Source organism: Micromonospora musae (assembly GCF_003626545.1).
GTDB classification, from domain to species: domain Bacteria; phylum Actinomycetota; class Actinomycetes; order Mycobacteriales; family Micromonosporaceae; genus Micromonospora; species Micromonospora musae.
Genome location: NZ_RAZS01000001.1, coordinates 857,250 through 874,600, shown reverse-complemented (window position 1 = coordinate 874,600; position 17,351 = coordinate 857,250). Strand labels below are relative to the sequence as shown.

15 protein-coding genes and 3 tRNA genes are annotated in these 17,351 nt (G+C 70.7%); 8 read left to right on the top strand and 10 right to left on the bottom strand.

What is annotated here, in order from left to right:
- Positions 1-34: 34 nt before the first annotated feature.
- Together D7147_RS32060 and D7147_RS04130 are read right to left on the bottom strand one after the other, a co-directional pair.
- Entirely contained in the window at positions 35-322 is a 288-nt protein-coding gene (locus D7147_RS32060) for a hypothetical protein (RefSeq protein WP_147437330.1), read from the bottom strand.
- A 33-nt stretch (positions 323-355) separates the two neighbouring features.
- Positions 356-1,132, bottom strand: a complete 777-nt coding sequence (locus tag D7147_RS04130) for a hypothetical protein (protein ID WP_199734060.1) — start codon at positions 1,130-1,132, stop codon at positions 356-358.
- Between the two features lie 297 nt (positions 1,133-1,429).
- Between D7147_RS04130 and D7147_RS04125 the strand changes: the two genes are divergently transcribed.
- Positions 1,430-1,870 (top strand): hypothetical protein, encoded by a 441-nt coding sequence (locus D7147_RS04125; RefSeq protein WP_120673857.1) that lies wholly within the window; start codon positions 1,430-1,432, stop codon positions 1,868-1,870.
- A gap of 264 nt (positions 1,871-2,134) precedes the next feature.
- Here D7147_RS04125 and D7147_RS04120 read toward each other — a convergent pair.
- From D7147_RS04120 to crtI, 7 genes are all read right to left on the bottom strand, one after another.
- Positions 2,135-2,208, bottom strand: a tRNA-Phe gene (locus D7147_RS04120).
- A 103-nt stretch (positions 2,209-2,311) separates the two neighbouring features.
- Positions 2,312-2,385 (bottom strand) — tRNA-Asp (locus D7147_RS04115).
- 30 nt (positions 2,386-2,415) lie between these two features.
- Positions 2,416-2,488 (bottom strand) — tRNA-Glu (locus D7147_RS04110).
- Between the two features lie 143 nt (positions 2,489-2,631).
- Positions 2,632-3,441: a polysaccharide deacetylase family protein gene (locus tag D7147_RS04105; protein ID WP_120673856.1), complete on the bottom strand. Its 810-nt coding sequence runs from the start codon at positions 3,439-3,441 to the stop codon at positions 2,632-2,634.
- 78 nt (positions 3,442-3,519) lie between these two features.
- The gene (locus D7147_RS04100; RefSeq protein ID WP_120673855.1) at positions 3,520-4,464 is read right to left on the bottom strand and encodes a MerR family transcriptional regulator; all 945 of its coding nucleotides are present in this window, start codon (positions 4,462-4,464) and stop codon (positions 3,520-3,522) included.
- Positions 4,454-5,107 (bottom strand): isopentenyl-diphosphate Delta-isomerase, encoded by a 654-nt coding sequence (gene idi, locus D7147_RS04095; protein WP_120673854.1) that lies wholly within the window; start codon positions 5,105-5,107, stop codon positions 4,454-4,456. The genes D7147_RS04100 and idi overlap by 11 nt, the downstream gene beginning before the upstream one ends.
- Before the next feature lie 179 nt (positions 5,108-5,286).
- Positions 5,287-6,768, bottom strand: a complete 1,482-nt coding sequence (crtI, locus tag D7147_RS04090; RefSeq protein WP_120673853.1) for a phytoene desaturase family protein — start codon at positions 6,766-6,768, stop codon at positions 5,287-5,289.
- 195 nt (positions 6,769-6,963) lie between these two features.
- On the opposite strand from crtI, the gene D7147_RS04085 reads away from it, so the two are divergent.
- Positions 6,964-7,920, top strand: coding sequence for a phytoene/squalene synthase family protein (locus D7147_RS04085; RefSeq protein ID WP_120673852.1), 957 nt, complete (start codon positions 6,964-6,966; stop codon positions 7,918-7,920).
- Positions 7,921-7,973: 53 nt separating this feature from the next.
- On the opposite strand, the gene D7147_RS04080 is transcribed toward D7147_RS04085, so the two are convergent.
- Positions 7,974-9,041: a serine hydrolase domain-containing protein gene (locus D7147_RS04080; protein WP_120673851.1), complete on the bottom strand. Its 1,068-nt coding sequence runs from the start codon at positions 9,039-9,041 to the stop codon at positions 7,974-7,976.
- A gap of 90 nt (positions 9,042-9,131) precedes the next feature.
- Here D7147_RS04080 and D7147_RS04075 point away from each other — a divergent pair, with 90 nt between their 5' ends.
- From D7147_RS04075 to D7147_RS04050, 6 genes are all read left to right on the top strand, one after another.
- On the top strand, positions 9,132-10,652 hold the full coding sequence (locus D7147_RS04075) for a dihydrolipoyl dehydrogenase family protein (protein WP_120674000.1): 1,521 nt from the start codon (positions 9,132-9,134) through the stop codon (positions 10,650-10,652).
- Between the two features lie 70 nt (positions 10,653-10,722).
- Positions 10,723-11,733, top strand: coding sequence for a LacI family DNA-binding transcriptional regulator (locus D7147_RS04070; protein WP_120673850.1), 1,011 nt, complete (start codon positions 10,723-10,725; stop codon positions 11,731-11,733).
- Between the two features lie 400 nt (positions 11,734-12,133).
- A complete protein-coding gene (locus D7147_RS04065) occupies positions 12,134-13,513 on the top strand; it encodes an ABC transporter substrate-binding protein (RefSeq protein WP_120673849.1) in 1,380 nt (459 codons plus the stop codon).
- An 80-nt stretch (positions 13,514-13,593) separates the two neighbouring features.
- Positions 13,594-14,547, top strand: coding sequence for a carbohydrate ABC transporter permease (locus tag D7147_RS04060; protein ID WP_120673848.1), 954 nt, complete (start codon positions 13,594-13,596; stop codon positions 14,545-14,547).
- Positions 14,548-14,559: 12 nt separating this feature from the next.
- Entirely contained in the window at positions 14,560-15,447 is an 888-nt protein-coding gene (locus D7147_RS04055) for a carbohydrate ABC transporter permease (RefSeq protein WP_120673847.1), read from the top strand.
- 103 nt (positions 15,448-15,550) lie between these two features.
- The gene (locus tag D7147_RS04050; protein WP_120673999.1) at positions 15,551-17,203 is read left to right on the top strand and encodes a glycoside hydrolase family 13 protein; all 1,653 of its coding nucleotides are present in this window, start codon (positions 15,551-15,553) and stop codon (positions 17,201-17,203) included.
- The last annotated feature ends 148 nt before the right edge of the window (positions 17,204-17,351 follow it).

Below are 17,351 nucleotides of genomic sequence, written 5' to 3'. Positions count from 1 at the left end.
AGCGGAGGTTTGTGGCACTCCTCGGTAGCAGGGGCTAGAACATCAGCACGATGCCAGCAGAAGCGATCATGAGCCATGCGATCGATGGCAGTACATACGTAGCCATCGGACCAAAGTCCCCAAGTCGCGAGTCGGGTGAAGCCGACGGTGCCGCCTTCGATGAAGAGCCGGTGGCACCGGCGATGACCGATGGCGTGATCAGTTGGAGCGTCCGAGCACCGAAGAGCAGGAGAACGAGCAGGCAAAAGACAAGCCAGGCGAGGCGCCATGAGAGCGACGGCCGGGCGGCAATCTTTGCAATCAATACCGCGACCTCAGCCATAGGGGCGCCCCCGACCGGGGCTAGCTGAAGCTGTCATTCGCGAACCCAGCGGTCGCCGTCGGGATAGATGACGCCGACCCCGGCGTGCCGTAGGTAGTCGAGGAGGTCTCGGCGGGGGCGAGACGGAACGAGGACGCTGCAAACTGACGCGTCGACGAAGCGGCCGTAGTCGAGCAACTGCCCTACGGCGTGACGTAGCTGCTCACGAGTGACGCTGCCCTTGGCCTCAACAAGCTCGCGCCTTGTCTCGTCCCATAGGTCGCTGTAGAGAGGCGATCCTTCACCGGGCGGGATGATTCGCAACCGCCCCACTGCGTGTCCCTGACTCTGTAGATGGTTACGGTAGCGGCGAACCAAACTGGCCTCGAGTCGCTCGAGTTCGTACGGCTCGCGGTTGGGCGTCACGAAGCTGCGCTCGGTGTGCTGCTCCTCGACGGGCACCGTGTTGACGACGGGTGCGGCGGTCGGCGTGATGGGTGTGCTGGGCAACTCGACGGGGACCTTGTTGCGGGGGCGGAGCCGGAAGACGATCACCTGTCGAAGGGCGTCTTCGTTGCCCGTCTCGTGCGCATCTCGCAAATAGGTGTCAACTAACTCGAACTCTCCGAGGTAGGTGACGTCAGGGCTGTTGGCGAGAAAGCCTTCGAGCGTTCGACCTTCTTCCCTATGAAGCAAGATCGACTTGTTGCCTTGAGTAAACCTCTGATCCCCCTGCTGGCCTTCGCCGACGTAGTTCAGTAGGCCTTGTTCATCCCAGCCGTCGTAGTACCCGTGCTGGTGCCCGGTTCGGGGGTCGGTGAAGAACATCACGACAGGGGCTTCTCGGGACGGTGAGATCCCTCCCTGGCGCCGGCCGCCGAAGCGGGCATGGATCTCACGGCGGGGGAGTCGGTCTCCTGGACTCAGCCCTGACAGCATCTTTACCCCAATTTTTTAGGTAGGAATCTGAGGGTAAATCAGCAGCCTGGTCACGTCAAGCGCGGCGGCGCCGGTCGCCGTGGCGCTGGGAGCCGACAGGATTCAGCCCCGGTGGTTGATACCTCAACCGCTCTTTCACCCCCACACTCGGCGATGTGACGTAATGATCAGTCCGAGAGAGGGGCTTCTATGACCGGCGAGTTCGTTCCTCAACCCAGCCCTCTTTGGTGCGCCGAAAACAGCCTCGAAGACACATGGGGAGGTCGCGTCATCGGCTGGCTGTCCGCCGAAGGCGACTACACCGCCATCGCCCTCGTGGCCCGTGTGGATGACGACGGCGCCACGCGTGCCACCTACCGCCGGCCCCTTGGCGCCGGCGAGGTTTGGCTCGGGGATACCCGCGAGGATGCCTTTTCGGCTGCTCGCCGCGCCGCAGGCTGGGACAGTGTCGGGGACTCGCTCGACGCGGCCATGTACGCCGTGTGGCTTGAAGGCCAGTGGGAGTGGGTGACCCGCAAGATGACCAACGCGCAGCGAGAGGCCGCGGCTGCAGCAGTGATCCGCCACCACGAGCGCACGGAAACGCAGGAGCCGATCGATCCGAGCTCGGTGCGCTGGTGGGCAAGGTGACGCGACCGATCGTCAGGCCCTGCGGAACCCAGCAGGTCGCACGAGCGGCCTTATGGGCGCGTCAGATCAGCGGGCACGTGCGGAATCGATCAACCCCGGAGAATCGCGGGCGGCGTGCAGCGGGCGTGCAACTTGTGGCGGCGATCACCGGCCAAGCACGGTCAACCACAGGCGCGGGTGATCGGCGTGGCAGGGGGCAGCAAAAGCAAGATCCCCACCGCGTTTCCGCTGGTGGGGATCTCTGTAGCCCGGCGAAAGGCTATGTGGCCAGGGGCGGGGTCGAACCGCCGACCTTCCGATTTTCAGTCGGACGCTCGTACCAACTGAGCTACCTGGCCAGGTCGCTCGAACCATGCTACCCGGAGGACGGCTGAACCGTCTGGAGGGCACCCTGGTCCGATACGCAGAACGCCGCGCATGTCTCGCGCGGCGTTAGCGCTGCGGTCCTGACGGGACTTGAACCCGCGACCTCCGCCTTGACAGGGCGGCGAGCACTCCAACTGCTCCACAGGACCTAGCTCTCTTGCACCGGCTTGCGCCGGCAGTGCCCCCAACGGGATTCGAACCCGTGCTACCGCCTTGAAAGGGCGGCGTCCTGGGCCGCTAGACGATGAGGGCGGCCCCGCCATCATTGCACATTCGCAAGGTCAAGCGGACTTGCTCCCATCCGGCCCCGCCGGAGGCTTGGAAAGCATACGTGATGCTCGGGCGCTCGACCAAACCGGTATCGCCCTATCCGTGACGGCCCAAGAAACCGCAGGTCAGGACGCTTGGCCGAGCCGAGTTATGCCGTACCGGCGCTTCAGCTCGCCGATCACTCCGACACAGGCGGCGATGGTGGCGGCCCGGTCTCCACCCCCGTCGTGCAGCAGCACGATGGAGCCCGGGTGGACAGCGCCCAGCACCCGCTTGCTGATCGTCTTGGCCGGCGGTCTGCGCCAGTCCTGTGGGTCGACGTTCCAGTGCAGCGGGCTCATGCCGAGCTGCTTGGCCACCCCGACGACCTCGGGGGTCCACACCCCGCCGGGCTGGCGGTAAAAGCTGATCTTGGCGTTCGGGACGGCTGCCCGGATCGCCTTGTTCGTACGCTCCAGGTCGGCCCGGATCTCGGCGACCGGCCGCCGGCCGAGGTCGACGTCGTGCCGCCAGCTGTGGTTGCAGAGCTGGTGACCCTCCCGAACGATCCGGCGGACCAGCTCCGGGTGGCGCTTCGCCTCCATCCCCACCACGCAGAAGGTGGCGGTCACCTTGGCCGCCCGCAGCCGGTCGAGGATCTTCGGCGTCCACGCCGGGCTGGGCCCGTCATCGAAGGTCAAGGCGACCGAACGTACGCCCGTGGTGCGGCGCAGGCCGGCCGGCATGGTCGTCGGCTTGGGGCGCAGCGGGCGCTTGGTCGGGCTGGTCCGGGTCGGCTTCGGCGACGCGGACGGCTTCGGGCTGGGCGCCGGTGGTGGCGTGGTCGAGGTGCTCGGGGTGGGGCCGTTGGCGCCGGTGCGGCCGCCGGACTCGGCGCAACCGCCGAGGAGCAGGACCAGGCCCAGGGCGTACGCGAGCACGGCTCGGGCTTTCATCTGTTCGCTCCCGCAAGGGGTCGGGGTACGCGGACCACCCGACGCTAGTTCACAACCCTCGCGGGCGACATCTCGCGGTCAGCCCGCGGTCGGCTGCTCCAGCGCTTCCTGCACCGCCGCGAGCAGGGCCAACGCCTCCGCGAGCCGGGTGGGACGGATCATCCCGGGAGCGAGCGCCCCGGCCGACCAGCCGGGGCCGGCGGCGAGCACCAGCAGCGGCCGGTGCGGGGCGGCGAGCAGCGCCCGGAGCTGGGCCGGGTCGGCGGTGGCCGAGGTGTGTGACCAGAGCACCACCGCGGCCGGCCCCGTCCGGTCGACCGCCTCCAGCAGCGCCGGCAGCGGAACGCGAGCCCCGAGCATCCGGTAGCCCACCCCGGCCTCGGCGAGAGCGGCGGCGAGAGCCTCCAGCGGCAGGGTGTGCTGCTCCTCGTCGGCGCAGGCGAGCAGGACCCGCTGCGGCCCGGCCGGCGGGGCGGTTCGGGTGACAGCGGCGAACGCCTCGGAGACGCAGCGGGAGAGCAGATGCTCCACGTCGACCAGGGCGGAGGTGGCGGCGTGCCGTTCACCGACGCCGGCGAGCACCGGCCGGAGCAGGCTGTCCCAGGTGTGGACCACGCCGTGATCGGTCAGGGTGCGCGCGATCGCGTCGCCGACCGCCACCGAGTCCAGCCGCATGGCGGCGCGGGCCAGCCCCCGGGCGGCCGGTCCGGCGCGACCCACCGGAATGGTCTGACCACCACCGTCGCGGGCCGGGGCCGGTCGGGCTCGACCCGGTTCGTCGGCGCGTACCGACCCGGGGTCCTGCCGAGCCCAGCGAGCCGCCTCGGCGGGGCTGACCCCGTCGGCGGTGAGCCGTCGCATGACCTCGAGCCGGGCCAGGTCGGTGGCCGTGTAACGGCGATGCTGCCCCGGTGTGTGCTGGCTGGGCCCGAGCCCGTACCGCTGGTGCCAGGTGCGGAGCGTGGTCACCGCGACCCCGAGCCTGCGGGCCACCGCCCCCGCGGTCAGCGCCTCAACGGCCACCCGACCGCTCCGCCGCCTCATCGCCCGGTCCGCCCGGTCCGACCGGGGCGGTAGCCGGCTCGACCGGAAGACCTGCGGCGGCCGACGGAGTCACGGAGGCGTCCGGGACGGTGGGCCGCAGCAGCCGGCTCACCACCCCGCCGAGCCAGGGGGCGTACGGCCGCGCATCGGCGGCGAGGTCCACCTCCAGCGCGGCCGGCTCCGCCCAGCGCAGCTCGGCGACCTCGGCGGGATCGGGCGCCAGCGGCGCGCCGGGAATGAACTCGCCCCGGAGGACGTGGTCGTACTCGAACTCGACGCGGCCGGTTGTCGGGTCCTCGGCCTGGTACAGGTAGACCCCGACCTCGGTCAGCTCGACCGGGCCGGCGCCCAGCTCCTCGTGGAGACGGCGGTTCGCGGCCTCGGTGAGCGACTCGCCGGGCATCGGGTGACCGCAGCACGAGTTGGCCCAGCGCAGGGGGAAACGGGTCTTCACGGCGGCGCGGCGCTGGAGCAGCACCTGGCCGTCCGGCGCCACCAGCATGACGGAGAAGGCCCGGTGCAGCCGGCCCGGCGGCTGGTGGGCGGCCGCCACGCTCATCTCGCCGCTGGCCCGCCCGGCCTCGTCCACGAGCTCGACCAGGTGCGACTCACGGTCGCTCATGACGGCTCCTCCCTGCGGTCGGTGCCGTCATGAGGCTCAAACGCGCTGTGCCTGATGATTCGCTCACTACGTTCGCTCATGACGGCTCCTCCCTGCGGTCGGTGCCGTCATGAGGCTCAAACGCGCTGTGCCTGATGATTCGCTCACTACGTTCGCTCATGCCCGCCTCCCTCTCTCGCTCATTGGATGCTTCCGGTGATCCGGCCGGCGGCGAGCTTGCCGGAGATCAACACCATCGGCACCCCGACGCCGGGCTGGGTGCCCGAGCCGACGAAGACCACGTTGGAGAGCGTCCGGTGCAGGTTGGTGGGGCGGAACGGCCCGGTCTGCAGGAAGCTGTGCGCCGCCGCGAACGGCGTACCGGCGGCCATCCCCTGCTCGGCCCAGTCGGCCGGGGTCACGGTGTGCAGCACCTCGACGCCCGAGCCGAAGCCGACGTAGCCGCGCTCCTCCAGCGTGCCGATGAGCTGGTCGGCGTAGCGGCGGGAGAGGCCGCCGCGCCAGTCGAGCGGGGCCCGGTCGAGGTTGGGCACCGGCGCGAGCACGTAGTAGCTGTGCCGGCCCGGGGGCGCGACCGAGGGGTCCGTCCGGCTCGGGTTGGTGACCAGCAGGGACGGGTCGGACATCAGCCGACCCCGGCGGATGACCTCATCGAAGGTCCCCCTCCAGGATCGTCCGAAGTGGATGTTGTGGTGAGCGATTTTTCCATAACCCTGGGTCGATCCGACGTGCAACACGACGCAGGAGGGTGAGTAGGTGAGCTTGCGGCGGGGCCCGGGCGGCAGCAGGTCGCGGTAGGCGACCGGCAGGTCCGGGTTGAGCACCACGACGTCGGCCGGGATCAGCTCGCCGTCGCTGGTCACCACCCCGGTGGCCCGGCCGTTCGCCGTCTCCACCCGGGTCACCGTCGTGTCGTAGCGGATCTGCACACCGTGCTTCTCGGCCGCGCCCGCCATGGCCCGGGAGACGCTGTGCATGCCGCCGCGCGGGAACCAGACCCCGGCAACCGAGTCCAGGTACGCGATGACCGTGTAGATCGCCAGGGCGTCGTGCGGGGCGAGGCCCGCGTACATCGCCTGGAAGGAGAAGATGCGCTGGGTACGGGGGTCGCGGAAGAACTGACCGATCTTGGTGTGCAGGCGGCGGAAGGCGCCGGCGGCCAGCAGCCGCAGCAGGTTGCCGGTGAGCAGGTCGGCCGGGGTGTCCAGGTTGCGCTCGATGAAGTCGGCCCGTTCCAGCTGCCAGAGGCGTCGGGCGTAGTCGACGAAGCGCAGGTAGCCGTCGGCCTCGCGGGGGCCGCAGACCCGGGAGATCTCCGCCGCCATCCGGGTGGTGTCGGTGATGACGTCGAGCGTCGAGCCGTCCGGATAGTGCGCCCGGTAGGCCGGGTCGAGCGGGGTCAGGTCCAGCCAGTCGCCGAGCTCCTCGCCGACCGCGCCGAGCGCCTCGGCGACCAGCTCCGGCATGGTGAAGACGGTGGGCCCGGTGTCGAACTCGTAGCCGTCGGCGCCGAGCCGGCCCGCCCGCCCGCCGGGCACCGGCTCGCGTTCGAGCACGGTCACCTGCCGGCCACTCCCGGCGAGGTGCAGCGCGCAGGCCAGGCCGCCGAGACCGGCGCCGACGACGACCACCCGATCCGTCCGGCCGTCCACCGTCCGCATGGCGCCACCTCCTCGCCCGAGACCGCCCATCATGCCTGCCGATCGATGGTGACGGTGGCCGCTGCGGATCCGCCTCGGCGTGTCACCGGTTCGAGGGGGGTGTCCGTACTGTCCGCATCCTTGGCCATGCGGCCGAGCGTACCCTAGAGTAACGAGTTGCGTCGATTAGTGCGTCGATTATGGAGGAGGGCGCCGGTGGACACGGAACTCGCCCACGCCTACGACCGATGTCGTGAGCTGCACAGACGCCACGGCCGCACCTACTATCTCGCCACCCGGCTGCTCCCCGCGTGGAAACGGCGGCACGTTCACGCCCTCTACGGCTTCACCCGGTACGCCGACGAGATCGTGGACCGGACCGACGGTCTGCCCACGGCCGAGCGGGCCGGCCGGCTCGACGACTGGGGCGGCCGCTTCCTCGCCGGCCTGCACGGCCAACAGGTCGACGACCCGCTTCTCCCGGCCGTGCTGCACACCATCGCCGTCTTCGACCTCGACCGGAACGACTTCGCCTCGTTCCTCAAGAGCATGGCGATGGACCTGACCGTCAGCTCGTACCCCAGCTATCGGCACCTGCTCGACTACATGGAGGGTTCGGCGGCGGCCATCGGCACGATGATGCTGCCGATCCTGGGGAGCGCCGATCCGGCCGCCGCTCGGGAGCCGGCCCGGCAGCTCGGCTTCGCCTTCCAGCTCACCAACTTCATCCGGGACGTCGCCGAGGACCTGGACCGGGGGCGGACCTACCTGCCCGACGAGGACCTGGACCGGTTCGGGGTGACCCGGCACGAGCTGGCCGAGGCCCGCTCACGAGGGCAGGCCACCCCGGCGATCCGGGCGCTCATCGCCTTCGAGGTGGCCCGGGCCCAGGCGCACTACGCCGCGGCGGCCCCCGGGATCACCATGCTCGCGCCGGGTTCGCAGGCCTGCATGCGGACCGCGTACGCCCTCTACGGCGGGATCCTCGACGAGGTCGCCGCGCAGGACTACGACGTCTTCGCCCGGCGGGCCGTGGTGCCTCGGCGGCGCCGGCTCGCCGTGGCGGCCCGGTCCCTGCTCGCGCCGGTCGGCACGCCGGTGTCCCTGCCCGGGCCGCCGGTACCCGGGGACGCGGCGGCCCGACTCCCGCTGCCCGGGCCGACCGCCTCCTGAGTGCCGGCCCCACCGCCGAGCAGCCGCCGGGCAGCTGTTGTGCCCGTGACGGTTCAGAGGCAGTCGTGCAGGACGTCGACCAGGTCGTCGACCCGGTCGTGGTCGGCCAGGTGCGAGGTCGCGTACGCGAAGGCGTAGCCGCGTCCGGGGTCGGCCCAGGCGGAGCTGCCGCCGAGACCACCCATGCCCCAGCTGCCGTCCTCCTCCCACTGCATCCCCAACGTCCACCGGGCCCGCCGGCCGAGCACGAGGTCGTCGCCGTCGTACTGGACCCGGGTCGCCTCGGCGACCAGCTCGGGGCCGATCAGGTGCGCGCCGTCCAGGGTGCCACCGGCGAGCAGACCGGCGTAGAGCCGCGCGAGCCCGGTAGCGGTCGCGTGCAGGTTGACCGCCGGCACCTGGCTGCCACGCCAGAGCGGGCTGTTCAGCACGGCCAGGTCGAGCCCGCCCGCCGGGTTGGACACCGCCCGGTGACGCAGCGAACCCGGCTCGCCTGCCACCCGGTCCGGCCAGGCCGGGTCGCCGTACCGCAGCTCGGCGCAGCGCCGCTGGTCGGCCGCGCTCAGACCGAAGCCCAGGTCGAGCCGCCACGGGCCGGCGATCTCCTCGGCCAGGAACCGGCCCGGCGTCCGGCCGTCCACCCGCCGGACCAGCTCACCGACGAGGTGCCCGTACGTCCAGGCGTGCTCGCGCGCGACGGACCCCGGCGCCCACTCCGGGTCGGCGGCGGCCAGGTCGGCGCAGAGCAGGTCCCAGTCGGCGACCGCCTCGGCGGGCCGGGGAGCCGGGAAGGCGGGCAGGCCGGCGGTGTGCGTCAGCACCTGCCGGACGGTGGCCGGGGTGCAGAAGCCGGGCCAGTGCTCGGCGACCGGGTCGTCCAGGTCGAGCCGGCCGCGGTCCACCAGCACGAGGAGGCAGAGCGCGGCGACGGGCTTGCCGACCGAGTAGACGCCGACCAGCGTCTCCGGCAGCCACGGCCGGCCCGGCGACCGCTCGCCGCCGACGACGTCGACGACGATCCGGCCGTCGTACCAGATGGTCAGGGCGGCCCCGGTCTCCCGACCGTCCGCGAGCAGGCTGCGGAAGCGGTCGTCGACGGCGGCGAAGCGTACGTCGTGCACCTGCTCACGGTAGTCGGCACGCCGTCCCGTCCGGCAGCGTCGATCATGACGTTATCGCCACGACACGCCGTGCCGATCGGCGACAAGTTCATGATCAACGCGGCGTTCGCGGTCCTGTCGGGGGATGCTGGTGGGGTGGCGGAGCCGGAGCAGGTTGACGTGGTCGTGGTGGGGCTCGGCGTCGGCGGCGAGGAGGTGGCCGGTCGGCTCGCCGAGTCCGGGCTGAGCGTCGTCGGCGTCGAGCGGGACCTGGTCGGCGGCGAGTGCCCCTACTGGGGCTGCATCCCGAGCAAGATGATGATCCGGGCGGCGAACGCCCTCGCCGAGGCGCGCCGGATCGACGGGCTCGCCGGCAGCGCGCAGGTGCGGCCGGACTGGGCGCCGGTGGCGCGGCGGATCCGCGAAGAGGCGACCGACACCTGGAACGACCGGGCCGCGGTCGACAGGTTCGTCGGCCGGGGCGGTCGGTTCGTGCGGGGCAGCGGCCGGCTGGACGGGCCCGGTCGCGTCCGGGTCGGTGACCAGCTCTTCGAGGCCCGCTACGGGGTCGTGATCGGCACCGGCACCCGCCCCTCGGTGCCCCCGGTCGAGGGGCTCGCCGGCACGCCGTACTGGACGAACCATCATGCGATCGAGGTCGAGGAGCTGCCCGGGTCGCTGCTGGTGCTGGGCGGCGGGGCGATCGGGCTGGAGCTGTCGCAGGTCTTCGCCCGGTTCGGCGTACGGGTCACCATCGTCGAGGCGCTGGACCGGGTGCTCGCCGTGGAGGAGCCGGAGGCGTCGGAGGCGGCCGCCTCCGCCCTGCGCGCGGACGGAGTCGAGGTCCACACCGGCGTACGGGCCGAGCGGGTCGACCACGACGGGGAGCGGTTCAGCCTCCGGGCCCATGGTGGGGCGGAGTTCACCGCGGAGCGGCTGCTGGTGGTCACCGGCCGCCGGGCGCACCTGGACGAGCTCGGGTTGGAGGCCGTGGGGGTGGACGCCGACCAGCGTTACCTGCCGGTCGACGACCGGATGCGGGTCGCCGACGGCATCTGGGCGGTCGGCGACGTGACGGGCGAGGGCGCCTTCACACACATCGCGATGTACCAGGCGGCGATCGTCATCGCGGACGTGCTCGACCGGGCCCGGCACGCCCGGCCGGGCGCCGATCCCAGCGGTACGGCGAGCGTGGTGGGGGGCGCCATGGGCGCGGCCAGCGCGCTCGGGGCCAGCGGGTCGAGTGGCACGGCCGGCACCGTGCCCCGGGCCGACTACCGCGCGCTGCCCCGCGTCACGTTCACCGATCCGGAGATCGGCGCGGTCGGCCTCACCGAGGAGCAGGCCCGGTCCCGGGGCATCAACGTCCAGGTCGGCTTCAGCAAGTTGGGCGAGTCCACCCGGGGCTGGATCCACCGGGTCGGCGACGAGGGTTTCATCAAGCTGATCGCGGACGCGGACGAGGGCGTGCTGATCGGGGCCACCTCGGCGGGACCGGCCGGTGGCGAGGTGCTCTCCGGGCTGGTGGTCGCCGTGCACGCGGCCGTGCCGCTCAGCCAGCTGCGGCACATGATCTATGCGTACCCGACCTTCCACCGGGCGATCGAGGACGCGCTGCGGAACCTGCGGTGACTGCGCTGATCTGACGTCTGTCGACAGAAGGCTGTTCAGTTCTTGCAGCCGACTGGCATAGCATTGCGCCGTGACGAAACGGTTGACCGAGGTGGCCCGCAAGGCGGGCGTCAGCGAAGCCACCGTGAGCCGGGTGCTCAACGGGCGGGGCGGCGTCTCCGAGACGACTCGCACCGCGGTGCTCACCGCCCTCGACGTGCTCGGCTACGAACGGCCGACCAAGCTGCGGGGCGAGCGCGCCCGGCTGGTCGGGCTGGTCCTCCCCGAGCTGCAGAATCCGATCTTCCCGGCCCTCGCCGAGGTGGTCACCGGCTCGCTGGCCCAGCGGGGATTCACCCCGGCGCTCTGCGCCCGCACCATCGGTGGGGTCTCCGAGTCGGACTACGTCGAGATGCTGCTGGACCACCAGGTCTCCGGTGTGATCTTCGCCGGTGGCTCGTACGCGCTCGCCGACGCGCCGCACGACCACTATCGACGGTTGACCGACCGTGGGCTGCCCGTGGTGCTCGTGAACGCCGGCGTGGACGAGCTGGGCTTCCCCCGGGTCTCCACGGACGACGCGGTCGCGGTGGAGCAGGCGTACGGACATCTGCGCTCGCTCGGGCACGAGCGGATCGGCATGGTGCTCGGGCCGGAGGGGCATGTCCCGTCCCGGCGCAAGCTCGCCGCGGTGGCCGGGATCGCGGGCTGGGCCGACCCGACCGAGTGGGTCGAGCGCTCCAGCTTCTCGATGGAGGGCGCCCGGGTGGCCGCGAGCAAGCTGGTGGACCGGGGCGTGACCGGGATCATCTGCGCCAGCGACGTGCTGGCGCTCGGGGCGATCCGGGCGGTACGCCGGTTGGGCCGTTCGGTGCCCGGCGACGTGTCGGTGGTGGGCTACGACGATTCGGCGTTCATGACCTGCACCGACCCGCCGCTGACCACCGTCCGGCAGCCGATCGAGACGATGGGGCAGGCGGCGGTGGACCTGCTGGTCACCCAGATCGAGGGGGCCGGCGTGCTGCACGACGAACTGCTCTTCGAGCCCGAACTGGTGGTGCGCGGCTCCACCGCCCCGGCCCCCGGCCGCGCCACGGCGTAGCCGACCTCGCACGGCATCCCGGCCGTCGACCGCTCCCCGCAGTCGGCGGCCGGTCTCGTCTCCGGCGGGCCCGCAGAGCACACCCGTCGACCGTTGTCGATTGCGGGATCGGCTCGAACGCCCGGCCGCCCAAAGTGGATGAAACCCCGCGTTATCGGGCCACTTTCAAGACGCTGTCTTGATCTCTCGTTACAAAGTCGATTCTTTGCAAGGTGGTATCCATACCTTGCCGCCATGAAGCCACGTAGTTACAGTGACTCCACTCACACCTGACTCGCGACGCACCTACCGCGGTCGGGTCGTATGGCGGATGCAGATCAGTAGCAGGGCATCGCCGCGGTGGTGATCACCGCAGCTCAGCGAAGGTCATGGAGACACCCGTTCCCGAAGGGATGGACAGATGTCCGTACCGCAGTACCGGAAGGTTGCGGCGTTAGCGCTCGTGGCCGGCCTGGGAATCAGCCTCACGGCTTGCTCCACGAAGAGTGACGACGCGTCGGACGAGGCAGGCGGCAAGGTCACCATCACGGTCGACTGCCAGCCGGTCGGCGCTCAGAAGGAGCTTTTGCAGAACTGGAACGCCGACGTCGTCGAGTTCCAGCGGCAGAACCCCGACATCATCATCAAGAGCGTGAGCGTCGGCGAGCAGTGCAACAACCCGCCGGACTTCACCGCCCGCCTGGCCGGCGGAACCGTCACCGACGTGTTCTACGGCTACATGACGGATCTCCAGCAGGTGCTCGACTCCGGTCAGGCGATGGAGATCACCGAGCACGCCAACAAGGACTCGGTCTCCACCTGGGACAGCGTCGACCCGGCGCTCAAGGAGGTCTTCACCGACGGCGGCAAGCTCTACGCCGTTCCGGTGAAGAACTACTCGATGGGTCTGGTCTACAACAAGGTCCTGTTCCAGCGGGCAGGGCTCGACGTCAACAACCCGCCCAAGACGTGGCCCGAGGTCCGGGCGGCGGCCAAGAAGATCGCCGCGCTCGGCGACGGCATCGCCGGCTACGCGGAGTACAGCGCCGGAAACACGGGCGGCTGGCACTTCACCTCCCTGCTCTACTCCCAGGGTGGCCAGGTGCTGAGCGAGGACGGCAAGAAGGCCGACTTCAACAACCCGATGGGCAAGCAGGTCCTGCAGAACCTCAAGGACATGCGGTACGGCGACAACAGCATGGGCAGCCGCCAGCTGCTCCAGTGGGGTGACCTGCTCACCAACGCCGCCGCGGGCAAGGTCGGCATGTTCATCGGCGCGCCGGACACCACCCAGGCGATCGTCAGCCAGTTCCAGGGCAAGTTCCAGGACTGGGCGATGGGCCCGCTGCCCGGCCAGGACGGCGCGGCGAAGGGGACGCTCGGCGGTGGCGAGGGCTACTTCTTCAAGAAGGGCCTCACCTCCGAGCAGGTCAAGGCCGGCCTGAAGTGGATCGCGTACCAGAAGCTGACGCCGGGCAAGGGCCAGTTCGACTACGTCCGGGCCAAGCCGCAGAACTACCCGGTGGGTCTGCCGCAGCCGCTGCTCTTCGCCAACGGCAGCGAGGCGCAGAAGCAGGAGTTCGAGCTGCGTAAGGCGAACGCGAACCTCGACACCGCCAACTTCGCGCTCTTCGAGGCGAACCCGGTTCCGATCAAGGGTGAGCCGCGCAACGCGCAGGCGATCTACGCGGTGCTCGACGCCGCGATGTCCGGGGTGCTCACGAACCCGAACGCGAACCTCGACGCGCTGCTGAAGACGGCCGAGGAGAAGGTCAACCAGCTCCTCGCCGCGGAGAGCTGACCCCGTGGGTGGGGGCCGGACCGCCGGCCCCCACCCCACCGGCACGCCGTCGACCGGTGCCTGACCCACCAGGAGTTGCCTTGGCGATCACCACCGCTCCGGGTACCACCAGACCGGGCCGCCCCACCTCGCCGTACGCGCCTCGGCCCCGGCGCGCGGGCCTCGGCCGCAAGCTGCGCGACAACCTCACCGGGCACGCGTTCCTGATCGGTGCGGTCCTCTGCTTCGCGGTCTTCTCCTGGTACCCGATGATCCGCGGCATCGTGATGAGCTTCCAGCGCACCCGGCGCGGCGTGACCACCTGGGTGGGCTGGGACAACTACCTCCGCATCCTCGACGACCCCAGCTTCTGGACCGCCTGGAAGAACACCTTCTACTTCACGGCCCTCGCGCTGGTCCTCGGGTACGCGGTGCCGTTCCTCGTGGCGATCCTGCTCAACGAGCTGCGCCACGCCAAGGGGTACCTGCGGATCCTGGTCTACCTGCCGGTGATGCTGCCGCCGGCCTCCGCGCTCTTCCTCTTCAAGTTCTACGCGTACGACCCCAGCGAGGCGGGGCTCTTCAACGCGATCCTCAAGGCCCTGCACCTGCCGACGTCCCAGTGGATGCAGTCGCCCGAGATGACGATGCCGGCCATGGTGATCGCGTCGACCTGGATGAACATGGGCAGCGCCGTGCTCATCTACCTGGCGGCGTTGCAGAACATCCCCGGCGAGCTCTACGAGGCGGCCGAGCTCGACGGCGCCGGGATCTGGCGCCGGATCTGGAACGTGACCATCCCGCAGACCCGGCTGATCCTCGCGCTCCTGGCGATGATGCAGATCGTCGCCACCATGCAGCTCTTCATCGAACCGCTGATCCTCGCCAACGGCGCCGGCGCGGAGGACTCGGCCACCTCGGTCGCGTACCTCATCTATCAGCACGGGTTCTTCCAGAACGACCTCAACGGCGCTGCGGCCCTCGGCGTGATCATGCTCGTGGTGCTGGCCGGCTTCTCCGCCGTCTACCTGCGGCTGACGGCGAAACAGGACTAGGACGGACGAGGAATGGCACAGGACTCCGGGACCCGCACCCTGATCTCGCACGCCCAGCTCCGGCGGGGGCGCGGCAGGGCGATCTACTGGACGCTGCTCGCCGTCGTGGTCGTGGGGTTCTCGCTCGTCTTCCTCGGGCCGCTCTACTGGATGGTGACCGGAGCGCTGAAGTCCGGCCAGGAGATCGCGCAGACCCCGCCGTCGCTCGTCCCGCAGGATCCGCAGTTCCAGAACTACGTCGACGCGTGGCACAACCTGGACCTCGCCAAGCTGCTGTTCAACACCTTCTACTACGCGGCCGGGGCGGTAGTGTTCCAGCTCGTCCTCGACACCGCGGCGGCGTACGCGCTGTCGAAGCTCCGTCCGATCTTCGGCAACGCGATCCTCGCGATGATGCTGGCGACGCTGATGATCCCGGCGATGGTCCTCATCGTCCCGCAGTACGTCACGGTGATCGACCTGCCGTTCCTGCACGTCAACCTGCTCGACTCCCCGTTCGCGATCTGGCTGCCCCTGGTCGCGAACGCGTTCAACATCTTCCTTCTCAAGCGGTTCTTCGACTCGATCCCGGAGGACCTGATGGCGGCGGCCCTCATGGACGGGGCGACGCCGCTGCGCACGCTCTGGTCGGTGATCCTGCCGATGTCGCGCCCCATACTCGGCGTGGTGTCGATCTTCGCCGTGACCGCGGTGTGGAAGGACTTCCTCTGGCCGAAGCTGGTCATGCCGTCACCGGAGACGCGCACGGTCAGCGTCGGCATCTACGCCTTCGCGGGCGGTACGCCGATGAACGTGGTGATCGCCGCCTCGGTGATCGCCGCCATCCCGACCGTGATCATCTTCCTGATCTTCCAGCGGAACATCATGTCCGGTCTGACCACGGGGAGCCTCAAGGGATAGCCCCCCACCCGGCGTAACCTGCCGCGCGGCGCTCGACGATCGTGCGCCCGATCCACATCCAGGTCCGGCGAACCCGCCGACGTAACGCAGAAAGCAGGTGCTCGTGTCCACAGCAGACGGCAGTCCGTGGTGGCGTGGAGCGGTGATCTACCAGGTGTACCCGCGTAGCTTCGCCGACGGCGACGGCGACGGGATCGGCGACATCGCCGGCATCCGGTCCCGGCTGAACTACCTGTCCACGCTCGGTGTCGACGCGATCTGGTTCAGCCCCTGGTACCCCTCCCCGATGGCCGACGCCGGCTACGACGTGGCCGACTACCGCGACATCGACCCGGTCTTCGGCACGCTGGCCGAGGCGGAGGCGCTGATCGCGGAGGCACACGCGCTCGGCCTAAAGATCATCGTCGACGTCGTGCCCAACCACTGCTCCGACGCACACCCCTGGTTCCAGGCGGCACTCAACGGCGGACCGGACGCGCCCGAGCGGGAGCTGTTCTGGTTCCGTCCGGGCCGGGGCCCCGACGGCGACCAACGACCGACCGACTGGGTCGGCGAGTTCGGCGGTGAGACCTGGACCCGCACCACCAATCCGGACGGCACCCCCGGCGACTGGTACCTGCACCTGTTCACCGCCGAGCAGCCCGACTTCAACTGGGACCACCCGAAGGTGCGCGCGGAGTTCGAGGACATCCTGCGGTTCTGGTTCGACCGGGGCGTGGACGGCATCCGGATCGACTCGGCCGGGCTGCTGGTCAAGGACGGTTCGCTGCCGGAGACCCTGCCCGGGCGGCCGCACCCGTTCCGCGACCTCGACGGCGTGCACGAGATCTATCGCGCCTGGCGGCGGGTGGCCGACGAGTACCCCGATCGGGCGCTGATCGGGGAGGTGTGGATGCCGGACCGGCAGCGGTTCGCCAACTACCTGCGTCCGGACGAGCTGCACGCGGCGTTCAACTTCGACTTCCTCGGCTGCGCCTGGGACGCCGCCGCGCTGCGCGAGAGCATCGACGGAACGCTGAGCGCGCACGCCCCGGTCGGCGCGCCGGCCACCTGGGTCCTCTCCAACCACGACGTGACCCGGCACGTCACCCGCTACGGCCGGGCGGACACCACGTTCAGCTTCGCCGCGAAGCGGGAGGGAACCCCGACCGACCTGGAGCTGGGCACCCGCCGGGCTCGCGCCGCCGCGTTGTTGTCGCTCTCGCTGCCCGGTGCGGCCTACGTCTACCAGGGCGAGGAGCTGGGCCTCTGGGAGGTCGAGGACATTCCCCGTGAGCTGCGACAGGACCCGATGCACTTCCGCTCCGGCGGAGTCGACCCCGGCCGGGACGGGTGCCGCGTCCCGCTGCCCTGGTCCGGGGAGACGCCGCCGTTCGGCTTCAGCCCGGACGAGACGACGGGGGCGCCGTGGCTTCCGCAGCCGACCGACTGGAAGGACCGGACGGCCCAGGCGCAGGCCGGCGACGAGCGCTCGATGCTGGAGCTGTACCGCGCCGCGCTCGCCATCCGCCGGGCCGAGCCCGCGCTCGGCGACGGGGAGATGACCTGGCTGCCCGCGCCGGACGGGGTGCTCGCGTACCGCCGCTCGGCCGGCTTCACCTGCCTGGTCAACCTCTCCGGCGCCGCAGTGCCGCTGCCGCCGCACACCGAGCGGCTGCTCGCCAGCGGCCCGCTCGACGACGACCTGCTGCCGCCGGACACCGCCGTCTGGCTGCGTACCGCCGAACCCGTCTCCGCCGGGTCCGACCCGGCCTGATCGCCCGGTGCCGGCGGCTGGCGTCCCGCCGCCGGCACCGCGCCCGCACCACCCGGCGGCACCGTCCCGCCGCCGGCCCCGGATTCGCCCGCCGGCACCGCCGGCCGAGACCGAAACGGAGGTAGTCGCCCGCAACCGCACCGCCTCG